16 protein-coding genes are annotated in these 16588 nt (G+C 66.6%); 7 read left to right on the plus strand and 9 right to left on the minus strand.

Annotated features, from left to right (window positions below):
- Nucleotides 1-298 precede the first annotated feature (298 nt).
- Genes A5740_RS01650 through A5740_RS01670 form a run of 5 tightly spaced genes read left to right on the plus strand, consistent with a single transcriptional unit; the run spans nt 299 to nt 5750 of the window.
- On the plus strand, nt 299-1423 hold the full coding sequence (locus A5740_RS01650) for an LLM class flavin-dependent oxidoreductase (protein WP_076190928.1): 1125 nt from the start codon (nt 299-301) through the stop codon (nt 1421-1423).
- Nucleotides 1420-2571: a sulfotransferase gene (locus A5740_RS01655; protein ID WP_076190929.1), complete on the plus strand. Its 1152-nt coding sequence runs from the start codon at nt 1420-1422 to the stop codon at nt 2569-2571. The genes A5740_RS01650 and A5740_RS01655 overlap by 4 nt, the downstream gene beginning before the upstream one ends.
- Nucleotides 2571-3815: a DUF1214 domain-containing protein gene (locus tag A5740_RS01660; RefSeq protein WP_076190931.1), complete on the plus strand. Its 1245-nt coding sequence runs from the start codon at nt 2571-2573 to the stop codon at nt 3813-3815. Before A5740_RS01655 ends, A5740_RS01660 begins: the two co-directional genes overlap by 1 nt.
- A 1-nt stretch (nt 3816) precedes the next feature.
- Entirely contained in the window at nt 3817-4323 is a 507-nt protein-coding gene (locus A5740_RS01665) for a VOC family protein (RefSeq protein WP_076190932.1), read from the plus strand.
- On the plus strand, nt 4320-5750 hold the full coding sequence (locus tag A5740_RS01670) for a carboxylesterase/lipase family protein (RefSeq protein WP_076190934.1): 1431 nt from the start codon (nt 4320-4322) through the stop codon (nt 5748-5750). The genes A5740_RS01665 and A5740_RS01670 overlap by 4 nt, the downstream gene beginning before the upstream one ends.
- Nucleotides 5751-5780: 30 nt before the next feature.
- Here A5740_RS01670 and A5740_RS01675 read toward each other — a convergent pair whose 3' ends face one another.
- From A5740_RS01675 to A5740_RS01695, 5 genes are all read right to left on the minus strand, one after another.
- Entirely contained in the window at nt 5781-6173 is a 393-nt protein-coding gene (locus A5740_RS01675; protein ID WP_217696678.1) for a DUF6319 family protein, read from the minus strand.
- Between the two features lie 138 nt (nt 6174-6311).
- Nucleotides 6312-7013: an HAD family hydrolase gene (locus A5740_RS01680; protein WP_076190935.1), complete on the minus strand. Its 702-nt coding sequence runs from the start codon at nt 7011-7013 to the stop codon at nt 6312-6314.
- Nucleotides 7014-7049: 36 nt separating this feature from the next.
- Entirely contained in the window at nt 7050-7439 is a 390-nt protein-coding gene (locus A5740_RS01685; protein WP_076190937.1) for a MerR family transcriptional regulator, read from the minus strand.
- A gap of 20 nt (nt 7440-7459) precedes the next feature.
- A complete protein-coding gene (locus A5740_RS01690) occupies nt 7460-9031 on the minus strand; it encodes a SulP family inorganic anion transporter (RefSeq protein WP_083653900.1) in 1572 nt (523 codons plus the stop codon).
- A gap of 140 nt (nt 9032-9171) precedes the next feature.
- Nucleotides 9172-10668 (minus strand): potassium/proton antiporter, encoded by a 1497-nt coding sequence (locus A5740_RS01695; protein ID WP_076190939.1) that lies wholly within the window; start codon nt 10666-10668, stop codon nt 9172-9174.
- An 80-nt stretch (nt 10669-10748) separates the two neighbouring features.
- On the opposite strand from A5740_RS01695, the gene A5740_RS01700 reads away from it, so the two are divergent.
- Entirely contained in the window at nt 10749-11441 is a 693-nt protein-coding gene (locus A5740_RS01700) for a TrkA family potassium uptake protein (RefSeq protein ID WP_076191226.1), read from the plus strand.
- Nucleotides 11416-11742, plus strand: a complete 327-nt coding sequence (locus A5740_RS01705; RefSeq protein ID WP_254849045.1) for a hypothetical protein — start codon at nt 11416-11418, stop codon at nt 11740-11742. The genes A5740_RS01700 and A5740_RS01705 overlap by 26 nt, the downstream gene beginning before the upstream one ends.
- On the opposite strand, the gene A5740_RS01710 is transcribed toward A5740_RS01705, so the two are convergent.
- The 4 genes from A5740_RS01710 to A5740_RS01725 form a co-directional block, all read right to left on the minus strand.
- Complete coding sequence (locus A5740_RS01710; protein ID WP_076190942.1) at nt 11743-13119, minus strand: NtaA/DmoA family FMN-dependent monooxygenase; 1377 nt, start codon at nt 13117-13119, stop codon at nt 11743-11745.
- A gap of 12 nt (nt 13120-13131) precedes the next feature.
- Complete coding sequence (locus A5740_RS01715) at nt 13132-14286, minus strand: LLM class flavin-dependent oxidoreductase (protein ID WP_076190943.1); 1155 nt, start codon at nt 14284-14286, stop codon at nt 13132-13134.
- Nucleotides 14287-14619: 333 nt separating this feature from the next.
- Nucleotides 14620-15423: a Fic family protein gene (locus tag A5740_RS01720; protein WP_076190945.1), complete on the minus strand. Its 804-nt coding sequence runs from the start codon at nt 15421-15423 to the stop codon at nt 14620-14622.
- On the minus strand, nt 15417-16430 hold the full coding sequence (locus A5740_RS01725; RefSeq protein ID WP_076190946.1) for a putative nucleotidyltransferase substrate binding domain-containing protein: 1014 nt from the start codon (nt 16428-16430) through the stop codon (nt 15417-15419). Before A5740_RS01725 ends, A5740_RS01720 begins: the two co-directional genes overlap by 7 nt.
- Between the last annotated feature and the right edge of the window lie 158 nt (nt 16431-16588).

Here is a 16588-nt window from a genome sequence, read left to right on the forward strand (position 1 = left end):
GTTCGGAGACTACCACCCGTGAGTTAGCTGAGTAGAAGATGTACAGCAGGTCATCAAGCAGATGAGGTGAGCCGTCGTAGCGGTCCAGTTGTTGTGTGACTCTGTTGCCCAGGTGTTTGGGTAGGAATAATCAGCAACGACATGGCATCGAACAATCGCCGGCGACATACGCCGGACCAGATCATCCGCAACTGGCCGAGGACAACAAGCTCCTGGTGACCGGCCGGCAACCGCTGCCGCTGAGCAGATGCCCAGCAATTCGGTGACGTAGCCGTCATCCTCCGGTAGCTTGCCCTGCATGCCCTTGGAGCTGGCCTCGTTCTTCCGGACGACTCTGCCGCTCGACCTCAGTGGGCTCGAAACCCTCGATGATGGCCGCTACCACTCCCTTTGGCTGCCCGATCACCTGGTGAGTTTCTGGCCGGACTCGATCTGGACGACCGAGTTCACCGACCTCGCGGCGTTGTCGCCGTCACCGCACCGCTACTTGGACGCCCTCGCCCTCGCCGGTGCCATCGCCGCTGGCACCACCCGCACCCGAATTGCCACGAGCGTTCTCGACACCGTTCGCCGCCACCCGGTGATGCTGGCCCAGTCAGCACTGACCCTGAGCCACCTGTCGGGTGGCCGGTTCATCTTGGGGCTCGGTGCGGGCGAGCGCGAGAACCTGGCGCCGTACGGCTTCGACCACCGGTGCGCGGTGAGCCGGTTCGCCGAGGCACTCCGGCTGATCCGGCTGCTGTGGAACACCGACGGACCGGTCGACTTCGCCGGGCAGTACTTCACGCTTGAGCACGCCCGGCTGGACGCGGAGTCGCACCACACCGGCCCTCCACCGATCTGGATCGGAGCCAACGGCCCCCGCATGCTGCGACTGGTCGGTGAACTCGGCGACGGCTGGTGGCCCACGGGCAGCGCCGGGCCGGAGATCTATGCCGGCCAACTCGCGCGGATCAGGGAGGCGGCCGAACAGGCCGGGCGCGACCCGCAGGCGATCACGCCAGCGAAGATGGTGGTCTGCCTCATCGGCGAGCCCGACGAACTGACCGAGATTGTGCAACGCCCGCTGGTGAAGTCGCTGGTGCTGCAACTGACGTCCGACGCCCTGGCAACCACGGGTCACCGTCATCCGATGGGGGAGTACTGGCGCGGCATCCAGGACATCGACCCGCGCGTGCTGACCCGCGAGCGGTTGCTGCGGCTGTTCGACGAGGTCGACCCGGCGGCGATCCTGTCTGTCGTTCCGCATGGCACGCCGAAGCAGGTCGCCGCGCAGATCGCCGAATTCGGCGAGGCGGGTGCCCAAGTCGTCTCGGTGCTCGACTACAGCGGAATGGCCGGACAGGCCTACGCCGCCGAGTCGGCACGCAAAACTCGCGAGGTCGAAGACGCATTACTGCAGCTCACAGGAAGCACACCATGACAACCTTGGACACCGACGTCCTCATCGCCGCCGCGCAGGAAGCCACGGGGCTCACCGACTTCGGCGACGACACCCTGCCCGCCCGCGTGGCACTGGTCATCGACCGGATGAACAATGCCGAACTCGACGAAACCGGTTTGTGCGCAGCCGCATTGACAATCGACGGACTGTTGACGAGCCGACTGCGATTCATCGCAGACCACGCGCGCCTGCCGCTGGATGCAGAACCGATCACGGCGCCACTGTTCGCCACCGGCGAACCGCGGTCGGGCACGACGCTGCTGCACGCGCTGCTCGCCGAGGACGAGGCCTCGCGCTCACTGCGGTTCTGGGAGGTGATGTACCCGTCGCCGCCACCTGGCCAGGCCGACGTCGGCGACCCGCGCCGGGCGCAGGCCGATGCCGACTGGCGCGAAATCCTCGACCGGATACCGCCGTGGATCGTCAGCCACCCCTACAACGATCTGCTCGGTGCCGGGCTGCCGGAGTGCGAGCGCACCTGGGCGTTCGACTTCCGTGCGACGAACCCGAGCGCCTGGTGGCGGGTCCCGCTCACGATCCAGAACTTCGACCAAGACCATCGCGCGCAATACGCGCTGCACCGCATGACGCTGCAACACATCCAACACTCGCGCCCGCCGAAACGCTGGGTGCTCAAGGGGTTTCACGGCCGACGCCTGCGCGCGCTGTTCGACACCTACCCCGACGCCCGAATCGTCTGGGTACATCGTGACCCGGTGCAGGTGCTCGCCTCCCAGATCGTGGCCTTCGGGCAGATCAACGAGAGCCTTGCCGGGGCGCTGGATTGGACGCAGTACGCCAAGGACACCATCGAGGGGTCGCGGGCCAACTTCCACGCCTACCTCACCGACCCGCTGGTGGACGACCCGCGTATCCACCACGTCCGCTACCGCGACTTCGTTGCCGACCCGGTCGCCGTGATCGGCGGCTTCTACGACTTCGCCGGACTTCCGTTGACTGCCGCCGCCGAAAAGGCGATGCGCGACTACCTCGTCACCAACCGCAGCGACCGGTACGGCAAGTTCACCTACTCCACCGACGTCCTACCGGTCCCCGTGCAGCAGCTGCACGACGAATTCGCCGGCTACCGTGAGCGGTTCGGCATCGACATCGAGACGAGGCGCTGATGGCCTTCGGCGACACCGACGACGACGCGGCACTGCGCGCGGCGTGGCACGACTTCTGTGACCGGCTCAAGGCCGCCGGGGATCTCGCCTTCAAGGACACCTCGCCCGCGCATCCCCTGCAGCGCGCTGACGCCTTCCGCTATCTCACCCAGAACCTCGGGCAGGCTTATGATCTCGCGCTGGAGACCAAAAACGCCCGCTATCCGATGATCCATCCCTTCTGCGGGCCGAGCCGCAAGCTCGGCGGCGACAACGCCGACTTCGTCTATCTGCAGGCGTGGATCGACGGCGCGTCGACGTATCGCATCGAAGGTGATCGGGGTACCGCGCGGTTCATCAACTTCACCGTGCAGGGGCCGCGTCCGGAGAAGGACGTCTACTACGGAGCCGATCACCCCAACCTGCACGAGCCTTTCGGCGATACCCCCGAGGCGAACATCACCGGCGACGAACTGGTCACGGAACCCGACGGCAGCTTCGTCCTCTATGTCGGAGGGCAGCGGCGAGAACAGAATTGGCTGCCCACCACAGCGGGTTCGCGCAAGCTGTTCATGCGGCAGGGGTTCGACTCCTGGGCGGAGCGCTCGGCGCAATTCAGCATCGAGCGCATCGACATGGACGCGCCACGTCCCGTCCCGACACCGCGGGACCTCATCACGTCCATGCAGTGGGCCGGTGACTTCCTCACCGGGGCGATGACGGACTGGCCCGACCGCGAACTGCAGATCGGCTCGCTGTTCGGCGAGCCCGAGCCCAACGTGTTCCCCGGTGCGCGCTTCGCCGGCACGGCGGAGCAACGCGACGCGCGCCGCGGCCGGCTCATCGTCACCACGCCGTGGCGTCTGGGACCTGACGAGGCGCTGCTCTTCGAGTTCGCCGACGGCGACGAGTTCTGGATGCTGACCAACATGGGCGCGTTCTGGAACAGCATGGACTACCTGTACCGGCCGGTGAGCTACACGCCGAGCCGATCGGCGATCGACGCCGACGGCCGCGTGCGAATGGTTCTGGCGCACGACGATCCCGGTGTGCACAACTGGATTGACACCCAACGGTTCAGCGAGGGTTACCTGATGATGCGGGTCATCGGGAGCCGGCAGGTGCCCGAGGTCGACACCACGGTCGTCCCGTTGGCCGAGCTGGACACCGTGCTGCCGGCCGACACCCGTCGCGTCACCGACGACGAACGCGCCGCGCAACTGCACGTCCGCTTCGACGCCATTCGACGCAGGTACAGGATCTGACATGGACCCCAGACTCGAGACGCTCGCCGTATCGGCCTTCGACAACGTCTACCACATCGGCCATCTCGTCCCGGATCTGTTGGGCGCCATGGACGCTCTTGGGAGTGCCCTGCAAATCAACTGGGCACCACCGTTCGAGATGCGTAGCGGCTTCGCCCGTCCGGACGGGTCCGCGGACGACCAGACCGTGCGCATCGCGTTCTCCGCGTCCGGTCCGCCGTACCTGGAGCTGATCGAGGTCGTCGCGGATGCCGACTCGATCTTCGCCGAGCCGAAGCTCGGCGGTGTGCACCACCTCGGCTACTACGCACAGCGCTGGCGCGACGATGTCGCACGACTGCAGGGTGACGGGTGGGAGCTGGAGCGCACCGGTGCCGGCGTGGCGTTCCTGCGCGATCCGCGCAGCGGGCTGCGCGTGGAAGTGGTGAGCTTCAAGGGCCGCGACTTTCTGACCCAGATCCTCAGCGGTGAGATGGCAACGCAATATCCGCTGACCGAGCGCCCGTGACCGCGGTCGCGCACACGTCGTACGGGGCGCTTCGCGGTGACGCCAGTGGAGACCTCGTCGTCTTCCGCGGGGTGCCGTATGCGGCGCCGCCGACGGGCGAGTACCGCTGGCGCCCACCGCAACCCGTATCGACCTGGGCGGGCGTGCGCGACGCGACCGCATTCGGGCCGATTGCCCCGCAGGACATCTCGCCCGAGCGGCTGGCCAAACGCGATCTCACCATGAGCGAGGACTGCCTCACGCTCAACATCTGGACACCGGCGGTCGACGACAACCGCCGTGCCGTGCTGGTCTTCCTGCACGGCGGCGGGCAGGCGCTGGGACACGGATCCGCACCGCTGCTGGACGGATCGCGACTGGCCCGGCGTGGCGACATCGTGGTGGTGACGGTGAACTTCCGGCTCGGCATACTGGGTTCGCTCTACGCGCCGGATTGGCACGGGCCGGGATCCACCAATCTGACACTGCGCGACCAGCGACACGCGCTGCAATGGGTACGCGATGAGATCGCCGCGTTCGGCGGCGATCCGGGCGCCGTCACGGTGGCGGGGCAGTCCTCCGGTGCGATCTCGATATCGGCCTTGCTCGCCGCGGGCTGCGATCTCTTCGATCGGGCGATCCTGCAGAGCGGTGGCCTGGAGCGCGTCCGCTCGACCGCGGCCGCCGCGGCCGTGGCCGAGCAGCTCGGCGCGCTCAGGTGCGGCGTCGAACCGAGTGTCGCGGAAATCCTTGTCGCGCAACGATCGATCGACACCGGATTCGTACCGCCGCAGGGCCCGTTCCATCCCTGCATCGACGGCGATGTCATTTCCGAGCATCCGTTGGTGGCTACGCGCAGCCGCGATACGCCGGCGATTCCTATCCTCGCCGGGACGACGCGCGACGAGTGGCGGATCTTCGATGCGGCACTGGACGAGGGTGTCTTCACCGAGCAGTACGTGCGCGACAGGGCTCAGGCGCTCGCCGGGGACGGACACGACCCCGGCGCGGTGGTGGCGACGTACCGCGTCGACAAGCACACGCTTCGCGATGCCGCCAGCGCGATGGTCACCGACTACCACTTCACCGCGCCGACCGAGCAGTTCGCCCGAGCCCGCGCCGAGCGCGGCAGCACGGTGTTTCGTTACGAATTGCAGTGGCCTTCTCCGCGGGCCGGCCTGGGGGCATGCCACGATTCGTGCCTGCCCTTGGTCTTCGGCACCCTGGACGCCGCGCCTGCGCTCGCCGGCGCTGACGAGGCGGCACGCCAGATGTCGGATGCGGTTCAGCGGCTGTGGCTGGACTTCATTCGTGGGGGAGAGCCTTGGGAACCTTACGACGGTGTCAGCGGGGCCACGATGTTGCTGGGCTCGGAGGCCCGAATCGTCCGCCGGCACCGCGCGGAGCAACTCGCGATCTGGGAGAACCGCTATCCCGCCTACGGGTAGGCGGCTTGACCGGACGCTCCGGACCTCGCGTCACTCCAAGTCGGACAACACCTTTCGTGCGGCTTCGAGCTCCGCTTCCAGCGCGGCGACTTTGGCGGCCTGCTGGGAGCGTGCTTCTTCGATCACTTCGTCGATGGGCGTGGAGAGGTCCTCGTGTAGTTCTTTTGCAGCGCGGGAGACCGCCGCGGCCGCCACGGCGACATCGCGGGCCAGGTAGGTCGATCCTTGCTTGAGCTCGGCATGCCATTCGCCGTCAGCCGTGCCCGTGACGGTCAAGGTCAGCTCGATGGTCTTGGACTTCTTACCCGCGGCCTTCTTGGCCGGTGCCTTCCTGGGCTTCTCCTCGACGGGAGTTCCAGCGGCGGATGCCGTGTCCTCGGCCGGCGCAACGACGTCGGCGGGAGTGTCAGAGTCGGTGGTCATCGTTTCCGGGGCCTGAGCGTCTACAGTCATCGTCACGGCGGACTCCTTCACAACATCGCTTGCGCTGGGCTGGCTGGCGGTCAGAGACATTAGAACACACGTTCGACGCGTGTGGTCAAGTCGACGTGCCCTCGACGCTCATTTCGGATGGCCGGTCTTGTCGATACGGGTGCCGATGACAGTGGTGTCCAAGTGCCGCAGTAGATCTAGCGGATCATCGAAAACTACCTGCGCACCGGCCTTTTCGAGTTCGGAATCGGCTACGCCGCCACACCGCAGCCCGATGAACGGCACACCGACGCGGGTGGCGGCCTCCCCGTCCCACACGGCATCACCGATGAAGGCGGCGCGATCGGCTGAGACGCCGGCTCGATCGAGAGCCACCTGAACGATGCCCGGGTCGGGTTTGGCCATGTCGACATCCTTCGAAGAGGTCGCGGCGGTGATGGCATCGTCGCTGTCGAGAATTTTTCGGGTGATGGCGAGTTCGTCTTCCGGCGCCGAACTGGCGAGCACCACCGTCACCCCGTTGTCGGCGAGATGGTGCAGCAGTTCGCGCGCACCGGGAAGGCGGACGATCAGCTCGGCGGACTCTTTGTAGAGACTGCTGTGGCGGTCCTTGAGGCGCTCCTGCACAGCGTCGTCGGCGTCGCCGGACAGTTGCGCCACCAGGTGACTGCCGTCCATGCCGATGCTGCGGTGTATCTGCCAGGCCGCGACATCGATCTTTTCCTCCCGGAAAGCCTGCACCCAGGTGTGCACATGCAGATAGTTCGAGTCCACCAGGGTTCCGTCGACGTCGAACAGGACGGCAAAAGGATCGGCCTCAGGCATTGGCATGCCGGCGGGATACCCGTCGCCCCGCTGGTCAAACGGTCACCCGTGGTAGCGGGCCAACTGCTCGGTGAGTTCATGGGCGTAGGCCAATTGCCGGGACAGTTTGGCGCAGGCTTCCGCGGCGCGCGTGTGGCATTCGGCCACATAGGCGGTGGCCGCCTCACGCTCAGCGGTGGCCGCATCAGGCGAGTTGAGGGTGTCAAGGGCATCGAGTAGATGACGCATCTCGTCGAGACTGAAGCTTAACGGTTTCATCCGCCGGATCGCGAGCAGCCGGTTGACGTCGTCGGCGGTGTAGAGGCGGAAGCCGCCCGCGGACCGCGCCGAGGGCGCCACCAGACCGACTTCGTCGTAGTGTCGAATTGTCTTGATGGACAGTTCAGTTTGCGCGGCGACCTCGCCGATCTGTAGGTGCTCTTGAGCGTTCAACGATGCCCCCGTGTGACGGTTCAGTGTGCCGCGGTGAGTTGGCCGCTGAGGCGGGCGTGCCGCGCGGCGCTGTTGTCGTTCATCCCGACAATGGTGACGGTCTTGCCCTTGGCGGCGTATTTGGTGGTGATGGCGTCCAGGGTGGCGACGGTGGAGGCGTCCCAGATATGGGCCTGGCTCATGTCGATCACGATGTTGGCGGGGTCGCCGACGTAATCGAATTGGTAGACAAGGTCATTGCTGGAGGCGAAGAACAGCTCGCCCCGGACCGCGTAGACCCGGGTGTCCTGGTCGGGGTGGGCGATGTCGACGACGTCGGTGAAGTGGGCAACGCGTCGGGCGAACAGCACCATGGCCGTCACGGTGCCGACCGCGACGCCGTAGGCCAGGTTGCTCGTCGCCACGGTGACGGCGACGGTCACGAGCATCACGGCCGTTTCGCTCTTGGGCATGCGCCGCAACGTCTTCGGGTTGATCGAGTGCCAGTCCAGGGTGCCGACGGAGACCATGATCATCACCGCGACCAGGGCAGCCATTGGAATGAGGGCGACGATATCGCCGAGCCCGACCACCAGGCCGAGCAGGAAGGTGCCGGCCAAGAAGGTGGAGATGCGGGTGCGGGCACCGCACACCTTCACGTTGATCATCGTCTGCCCGATCATCGCGCAGCCGCCCATTCCGCCGAAGAACCCGGTGACGACATTCGCCACGCCCTGCCCCAGCGCCTCGCGGGACTTGTCGGAGTGCGTGTCGGTGATGTCGTCGACGAGCTTGGCCGTCATCAGCGACTCCAGCAGGCCCACCACGGCCATCGCCAGCGCGTAGGGTGCGATGACCCCGAGCGTCTGCAGGGTGAACGGCACGTTGGGGATCAGCAGGGTCGGCAGACTGGACGGGAGTTGACCTTCGTCGCCCACGTTGGGAATCGACCAGCCGAATCCGACCGTCGCGGCGGTGAGCACCACGATGGCCACCAGTGGAGCGGGGATGGCGGTGGTCAGTTTCGGCAGCGCCACGATGACGACGATGGCGACCGCGACCATCGGGTACACCAACCACGGCACCCCGAGCAGGTGTGGCAGCTGGGACAAGAAGATCAGGATGGCCAGCGCGTTGACGAAGCCGACCATCACACTGCGCGGCACGAACCGCATCAGTTTGGCGACGCCCAGACCGCCGAGGACCAACTGCAGGATGCCGGCCAGGATGACGGTGGCGATCAGGTAGTCCAGGCCGTGACTGCGGACCAGCGGGGCCACCACGAGGGCGACCGCCCCGGTCGCGGCCGAGATCATCGCCGGTCGGCCGCCGACGACGGCGATGGTCGCCGCCATCGTGAATGCCGCGAACAGGCCGACGCGGGGATCCACTCCGGCGATGATCGAGAACGAGATCGCCTCGGGGATCAAGGCCAACGCCACCACCAGCCCGGCCAAAACCTCGGTACGCAGTCGCCGCGGCGAGCGCAGGGTGGCCAGCACCGACTGCTGTTCGCGCGGCGTCAGAGCCTCAGACGATTGTTTCAACACAGCTCCGTTCCAGCGCCCAGCTCGGCGCGGCAAAGATGAGATAAGAGGGCCTCCACGCCACATTGCGTGAAAAGCATTGCCAGAACTGGCAATATCGACTATGGACACGAACTCTACCCTCGGGGGAGGGTTGTCTTCCAAATTGGGAAGCGTGGTTGTGCTCGATGCCACAGCCGACGCGGCTCGACCCGAGCGGGTGGTATTCAGTCGGCGAGACCGTATTCGTCGAACCAGTAGGCGAGCTTGCCGCGGCGGCTCACCGCGCGTAGCCGGGCCTCGGCGGCGGTGCGCATCTTGCTGGTCGTGACGATGAGCAGTTCGTCACCGACGGCGATGCGGGTGTCTGGCAGCGGCACGAACGTACGGCCGTTGCGGATGATCAGTGTGATGACGGCCGGGTCGGGCAGCCGCAACTCCAAGATCGTCACGTTGTGCAGCCGGGAGTGTGGTTGGACGGTCATGGTGAGAAGTTCGGCGTCGAGCACGTCCAGCGGAGCCGCCTCGACCTGGATCTCGCGGGTGACGTCGCGGGTGATCAGTCCCAGGGCATTGGCCACGAAGCGGATGCTGGGCGCCTGCACCAAAGTGAAGATCACCACGAGTACGAACACCACGTTGAGCAGCCGGTAGCTGTCGGGCACCCCCGCCACGATCGGAAACGTGGCCAGCACGATCGGCACCGCACCACGCAGCCCGGCCCAGGACAGAAAGAGTTGTTCGCGGATCGGGATGCGGAAACCGACCAGGGACGCGATCACCGATACCGGCCGGGCGATGAGCAGCAGCACCAGCCCGACAACGATCGCCGGGATGATGTCCCCGGCTAGATCGTGCGGGTTCACCAGCAATCCGAGGAGCACGAACAGCCCGATCTGGGCCAGCCAGCCGACGCCCTCGGCGAACGAGCGGGTGGCCGATTTGTGCGGCAGCCCTGAGTTGGCGAGTACGACCGCGGACAGGTAGGCGGCGATGAAACCGCTGGCATGGGCGCTGCCGGCGGCGGCGAATGCGATGAACCCCAGCCCAAAGGTGGCGATGGGATACAGCCCCGAGGCCGGTAGTGCGATGCGACGCAGCGCGAAGGCGCCGGCGAACCCGACCGCCAGGCCCAGCAGAGAGCCGGTGACCAGCTCATAGGCGAGGTCGGTGATGGCGCCCTCGGGATGGAACACGAACGGCACCACGCTGAACGTCAACACGAGGATCACGGCCGGCGCGTCGTTGAAGCCGGATTCGGCTTCCAGCAGACCGGCCAGACGTCGGGGCAGTGGCAAAATCCGAAGCACGGAGAACACGGCGGCCGCATCGGTGGAGGAGACGATGGCGCCGAGCAACAGTGCGAGCTGCCAGTTCATGTCCAGCAACAGGTGCGCCCCGACCGCGGTGATCGCGGTGCTGATCACCACACCCAGGGTGGCCACCACGCCCGCCGGTGCCAGTACGCCGCGGATATCGGAGAACCGGGTGGTCAGACCGCCTTCGACGAGCACGATCGCCAGGGCGGTGGTGCAGACATTGCGGGCCAGTTCGACGTTGTTGAAATCCAGCCCGATTCCGTCGACGCCCAGCACCATGCCGACCGCCAGGAAGAACAGCAGGCTGGGAAAGCCGATCTTGGTGGCCACCCGCGTGCCGATGATGCTGGCCAGCAGTACGACGCCGCCGGTGAGCAAGGTGAGGTAGAGCTGGTTCAGACTCATCGGAAGTTAGTTAATCACCGACGATGGGCCGCAAGTGGGGCGTGCGGATAGGCGAAGATGGCGGAGTGGAGGGACGCAAGATGCGAGTCGTGGTCGCCGGGGCGGGCAACGTGGGCCGCTCCGTGGCGCGCGAGCTGCTCGACAACGGCCACAAGGTGCTGCTGATCGAGCAGCTCGATCGGCGCTACGAACCACAGACCGTGCCCGATGCCGACTGGTTGCTGGCCGACGCCTGCGAGCTCTCCGCCATGGAGGAGGCCGGGATCGAGACCGCCGATGTGCTGATCGCGGCCACCGGCGACGACAAGTCGAATCTCGTGGTCGGTTTGCTGGCCAAGTCGGAGTTCGGGGTGCCGCGCGTGGTGGCACGCATCAACGACATCCGCAACCAATGGCTGTTCGGTCAGGACTGGGGTATCGATGTGGCGGTGTCGACCCCGGGCGCCCTGGTGGCCGGAATCGAGGGTGCCATCGACGTCGGGCACCTGGTGCGGTTGATGACGCTGCGCGGTGGTCGGGTCGAGCTGACCAAACTCACACTGCCCCAGGACAATCCGGTGGTCGGGCAGCGGGTGGATCGATTGGAACTTCCGGCCGACACGGCGTTGGTGACCGTCGTCCGGGGAAACAAGGTCAGATTGCCCAAGCCCGATGATGTGTTGGAGGCCGGGGACGAGCTGCTGTTCACCGCCAACCGCACGTCGGAACATTCCTTGCTGGCCGCGATTCATGGAGGTGAGTTTCTGCGTGAGGTGGTTTCGGAAGAGCCCTGAGCACGGGCGCGAGGACGCCGTAGACGACGAGGCGCTGGAACGCCGGCTGGTGATCCGGGTCAATTCGAATGCCAAGATGACGCGCGGCAAGGCCGCCGCGCACGCGGTGCACGCGGCGCTCAAGCTCTACGGCATCGACTATGACCATCCGGTCATCGTGATCGGCGGCAAGCCCGACGAGATCCTGGCGCAGACGGTGCATGTGCGTGACGCCGGCCGTACCGAGTTGGAGCCGGGCACCCTGACCGCCGGTGCGAGTTGGGAATACAAGCACCGGGAGGAACCCGCCGACGCCGAGTAGCTATCCCGTTGCGGCGGGGCGTTCTGCAACCGGCTGAGGCAAGCTCAGGCCGAGATGCTCGCGCAGCGTGGTCCCTTCGTAGTCGGTGCGGAACACACCGCGCTCCTGCAACAGCGGCACGACGCGGTCCACGAACGGGTCGAGCCCGCCCGGGGTGACGTGGGGGACCAGGATGAAGCCGTCGCTGGCATCGGATTGCACCAGGTGGTTGATGGATTCGGCGATCGTTGCAGCCGAGCCGACGAAGTTCTGCCGTCCGGTGACCTCGATGATGAGTTCGCGGGTGGTCAGGTTCTCGGCTTCGGCCTTGGCGCGCCACTCGTTGGCGACCGCGATCGGATCGCGGTGGATGCGCACACTGGCGCGGCCCTTGGCGATGGTGTTCTCACCGACCAACGGGTCGACGGTGGGTAGTGGCCCGTCGGGGTCATGATCGGACAGGTCGCGGTTCCACAGCTGTTCGAGAAACTTGATCGCGGTGGCGGGGGAGACCTGGGCCAGGCGCACCTCGTGGGCCAACTCAGCAGCTTCGGCGTCGGTGTCGCCGAGGACAAAGGTGGCCGCCGGCAGGATCAGCAACTGGTCATGGCGACGGCCGTATTTGGCCAGGCGACCCTTGACATCGGCATAGAACTTCTGGCCGTCTTCCAGCGTCCCGTACCGCGAGAAGATGGCGTCGGCAGCCGCGGCGGCAAATTCACGTCCGTGATCGGAGTCCCCGGCCTGGAAGATCACCGGACGGCCCTGTGGGCTTCGCGGGACGTTGAACCGACCGCTGATGTCGAAATGATCGTTGTGGTAGGCGAACTCGCCGGCAGCGGGATCGGACAGGAACACACCACTTTCCTTGTCGGCGACGATCTCATCACCCCGCCAGGAATCGAACAGAGTGTGGGCGGCCGCCAGGAAACTCTCGGCCCGTTCGTAGCGCTGGTTCTCGGGCAGGAAGCCGCCGCGACGGAAGTTTTCCCCGGTGAAGGCATCCCAGGAGGTGACGACGTTCCACGCGGCCCGGCCTTCGGAGAGGTGGTCCAGCGAGGCGAATTGCCTTGCCACCTCATAGGGTTCGTTGAAGGTCGAGTTGATCGTTCCGGTGAGCCCGAGCCGGTCGGTCACCGCCGCGAGTGCGGCGAGCACCGTGAAGGTATCGGGGCGGCCGACCACGTCGAGGTCGTAGATCTGGCCGCCCTGTTCGCGCAACCGGAGTCCCTCGGCCAGGAACATGAAGTCGAACTTGCCGCGTTCGGCGGTCTGCGCGAAGCGGACGAACGAGTCGAACTCGACGTGGCTTCCGGAGTCCGGGTCACTCCAGACCGTGGTGTTGTTGACCCCGGGAAAGTGCGCGGCCAGATGAATCTGCTTGACGGGCTTGCTCATGGGAGTGTCCTGTCAGACGGTCGTGTAGCGGTTGGCGGGGCGAGGTAGGCCCAGCAGGCCACGGAGGGTGGAGGCTTCGTAGGACTGGCGGAACAGGCCGCCGCGCTGCAGGTCGGGGACCAGCACGTCGGTGATCTGTTGGAGGTCGTGCGGCAGGGATGCCGGGCGCAGGCGGAAACCCGCGGCGCCGGCGGTATGCCAGGCCTGCAGCAGATCGGCCAGCTCGCTGGGAGTGCCGGTGAAGATCTCAGCGTCACTGCGGTATTCGTTTTCGGCCAGCTCGTCGAGGCGACCCCGTCGGGCTTTGGCGGTGTCGGCGGTGTCGTCGAGGAACACCACCAGATCGGTGAACACCTGCGGAGCACGGGTGGGGTGTCGCGAGCCGATCGTCGCGATCAGGGCGGTGACCTCGTCGGCGCTGTGCGGGGTGATGAAGCCGACGTCGGTGCTGTCGGCGATCAGTTGGAAGGCCGGGTCGACGTGGCCGAGCGCGGCCACGATGGGTTGGCCTTGCGGCGGTCTCGGGGTGATCGAGGGACCTTTGACCGAAAATGAGGCACCCTCGAAATCGATGTAGTGCAGCTTGTTCCGGTCGATGAACCGTCCGGTGGCCACATCGCGGATCTCGGCGTCGTCCTCCCAGCTGTCCCACAGCCGACGTAACACCTCCACGTAATCCTTAGCCTCGCCGAACAATTCGGTGGTCAGCGCCGCGCGGTCCTCGGGCAGGTGACGCCGGCCAAAATGCGCTGCGGCATCCCGACGGGAGGCCACCTGCACCCGTACCCCAGCGCGTCCGTTGCTCACGTAGTCCAGCGTGGCGATGGCCTTGGATGCGTGGAACGGTTCGGTGTGGGTGGTGATGATGGTGGGCACCAGGCCGATGTGGCTCGTGCGTGGTGCCACGCGCGAGGCGATCAAAACGGCGTCGAGACGCCCGCGTACCCGATCGGTGCGGTCGTCGGCGCGGAACGGGTGATCGGACTGCAGGGTGAGTCCGTCTTCGATGGTGACGAAATCCAGCAGGCCGCGTTCGGCCTGGGTGACCAGATCGGTCCAGTACCGCGGCGTCAGCACTTCCGCAGGCCGGGCCAGCGGTTCGCGCCAGGACGCCGGATGCCAGCCGGCGCCGTCGAGCGCGACGGCAAGGTGCAGAGGAGTGCCCATCGACGGTTCTCACTTTCGATCGCGGTCTGCACTGGCAACGCGTGCAGGCTCACCAGTAATCCCCTCGGAGGTCGATTCAAGTGTCCAACTCTCTGGTGACCTGCGGGTAGAGATCGACGCATGGTGAGGCGAAACCCCTGACAGTGTCGGCGGGCAACACTGGCCAGCGGGCAACGACCGGGCCTACGGACAGCTGCCGCTGCGCCTTCGCGTTTGTAACGTGGTGGCGAGAAATCGGCCGCGGCACCGCCACCAGGTTACAAACGTGAGGCAAGAAGGGCACGCGCTTCGGCATCGCGTACCACCATCCGGCAATCGTCATCCCTGGCCGGTTCAGACACCCTCCGGGGCCGGTTGTGGCTGCAAACGTCCGCGCAGGACGCCCATGATCGGGCGCGGGTCGGCGCGCCCGTCCCGCCGGAACGGCATCGAGTCCCGCGACGCACTGATCCACTCGGCACGGGTCATGTCATCGAGGAACAGCCGGCGTCCGGCCCGGCCGGCGAGCAGGTGCAGCAGCAGTGTTCCGGTGCGCCCATTGCCTTCCCGGAACGGATGGATCTGGTTGTAGTCGGCATAGATGCGGGCCAGGCCATAGGACAGCGTGCCATCGTCGATGTCATTGCCGTTGTCGGCGAGCCTGGCGATCTCGGACTGCAGTATCTCCAGGGCGCGCGGAATCCGGGCACACGAGCCAAACGCGGTGTCGCGTTTGCGGAGCTCGACGATTCGCGGCTCACCCGCCCATGCGTACACATCGCCGAACACATGCTGATGCAGCGATCGGATGTCCAGATCCGTGTCCTGGCAACGCAGATGCACCTGCAGAATTCGGCCCGCCGTCGCGACGAACTCCAGCTGGGTCAGCGCAGCGGCATCCGGTACGCCGAAATTGTTGCGCAGCACTGACGTTCCCGGGAGAAAGTACGGCCGGCGCCGGGCGAACACCCGTCGGCGCGGCGTCGGGACCGGGTGGGGGAGATGGCGACCCAGGTACTCGCCGTAGGTGACCGCACCGGTGAGCAGGGCGGTCAGGGCCTCCAGCTGTTCGGGTGTGGGCTGCCAGCCCTCCAGGCGTTCTGCGGCGATGGTCTGCGCCAGGGCATGCCGGCCGGCCTCGCCGGCGGTGGCTACCACGTCGAGAACGTCGATGTCGACGCCAGATACTCGAGTTTGCGCCGCACGCCGGTGAGTTCGCGGCCGATGCTGCGCAGTGCCGTGCGGTCCTGGGGCGAGAGCACAGCCAGGTCGACGCGCTCGTCGAACGCGTCGGCATCGGTGCTCCAGCGTGCCGCCCGCACCCGCCACCGGACGCTGGACCCGATCGCATGGCATTTCGCGAGCACCCGAGCGTCGTCGGGGTCGAGGTAACGGGTGCCGGCCGCGGCGCCGATCCGGTCGGCGGTCAGCAGCGCGTCGGATCCGCAACTGAGCGCGGCCCAGCGTGCGATGCGGACCACGGGGTCGACGGCGGCGAGTTTGATGTCGACGCCGCCGTCCCCGGAGGCAAGCACTCGCAGACGGGAAGGGACATGGGCGCGCGCATAGGTGGAGTCCTGCAGGATCGCGGACAATGCTGCCGGTTGTGCTCGCGCGGCGATACCGGCCTGATCGCGGAGATCCGGTCCGTCACCAAGTGCAACGGCGTCGGCCAGGAGTCCGATCATCACCACGCCCCGGTCCGCGGAGGGGTCGGTGGACCAGCGACCCACATCGACCGCCCACTCCTGAGCGGTGCGGTTGAACCGGGCGCGGGAGGCGACCGCACCGTTGTCGTCCGCGCGGAACCCGCACCGTGCCAACACGTCGTGGACATCCACCGCCTGGGCCAGTGCGGAATTCGGTGTCATGTCGCGGCTGCGGACCATCAACGTCTCGAGGTCCGATCCCGGTAAGGCGTCACCGCGGCCCACGCTGCCCGAGGCATACCACTCGCCGACGTCAGGAGCGACCAGTCGTGCCGCGGTCATCACCGCGGCACGCACAACTGCCGACCAGGCAGCCGCGACTGAGGCGGCTCCGGCGCGGGCGTCGACCACCGTGTGCACCGCACCGTGGGCTTCGCCGGCTGCGGCCACCAGAGCCTGCTCGCTGTCCGCCGACGCGATTCGTCGGCGGGCATCGTCGAGCGCAGCCACAGCCATGTCGGTGATTGTGGCAGGACTGAAGCCCGGTGAGGTTTCGGCAACGCAATGCTTACTGCTCGCTACACGAACGAAACATGCGGGTGACAGCTCGGACACGCCGAGGCGCTTATCTATCGAGTGACAGTTAAGGATCTGGCGGCACCGCCCCGAGCCTG

It is taken from the genome of Mycobacterium sp. GA-1841, from assembly GCF_001954135.1.
In the GTDB taxonomy this organism is placed as follows: domain Bacteria; phylum Actinomycetota; class Actinomycetes; order Mycobacteriales; family Mycobacteriaceae; genus Mycobacterium.

Excerpts from the sequence above, each read along its gene's own strand:
- A5740_RS01650 (WP_076190928.1), top strand. The coding sequence starts at position 299 with ATGCCCTTGGAGCTGGCCTCGTTCTTCCGGACGACTCTGCCGCTCGAC.
- A5740_RS01655 (WP_076190929.1), top strand. The coding sequence starts at position 1,420 with ATGACAACCTTGGACACCGACGTCCTCATCGCCGCCGCGCAGGAAGCC.
- A5740_RS01660 (WP_076190931.1), top strand. The coding sequence starts at position 2,571 with ATGGCCTTCGGCGACACCGACGACGACGCGGCACTGCGCGCGGCGTGG.
- A5740_RS01665 (WP_076190932.1), top strand. The coding sequence starts at position 3,817 with ATGGACCCCAGACTCGAGACGCTCGCCGTATCGGCCTTCGACAACGTC.
- A5740_RS01675 (WP_217696678.1), bottom strand. The coding sequence starts at position 6,173 with ATGACCACCGACTCTGACACTCCCGCCGACGTCGTTGCGCCGGCCGAG.
- A5740_RS01680 (WP_076190935.1), bottom strand. The coding sequence starts at position 7,013 with ATGCCAATGCCTGAGGCCGATCCTTTTGCCGTCCTGTTCGACGTCGAC.
- A5740_RS01690 (WP_083653900.1), bottom strand. The coding sequence starts at position 9,031 with ATGTGGCGTGGAGGCCCTCTTATCTCATCTTTGCCGCGCCGAGCTGGG.
- A5740_RS01695 (WP_076190939.1), bottom strand. The coding sequence starts at position 10,668 with ATGAGTCTGAACCAGCTCTACCTCACCTTGCTCACCGGCGGCGTCGTA.
- A5740_RS01700 (WP_076191226.1), top strand. The coding sequence starts at position 10,749 with ATGCGAGTCGTGGTCGCCGGGGCGGGCAACGTGGGCCGCTCCGTGGCG.
- A5740_RS01710 (WP_076190942.1), bottom strand. The coding sequence starts at position 13,119 with ATGAGCAAGCCCGTCAAGCAGATTCATCTGGCCGCGCACTTTCCCGGG.
- A5740_RS01715 (WP_076190943.1), bottom strand. The coding sequence starts at position 14,286 with ATGGGCACTCCTCTGCACCTTGCCGTCGCGCTCGACGGCGCCGGCTGG.
- A5740_RS01725 (WP_076190946.1), bottom strand. The coding sequence starts at position 16,430 with ATGGCTGTGGCTGCGCTCGACGATGCCCGCCGACGAATCGCGTCGGCG.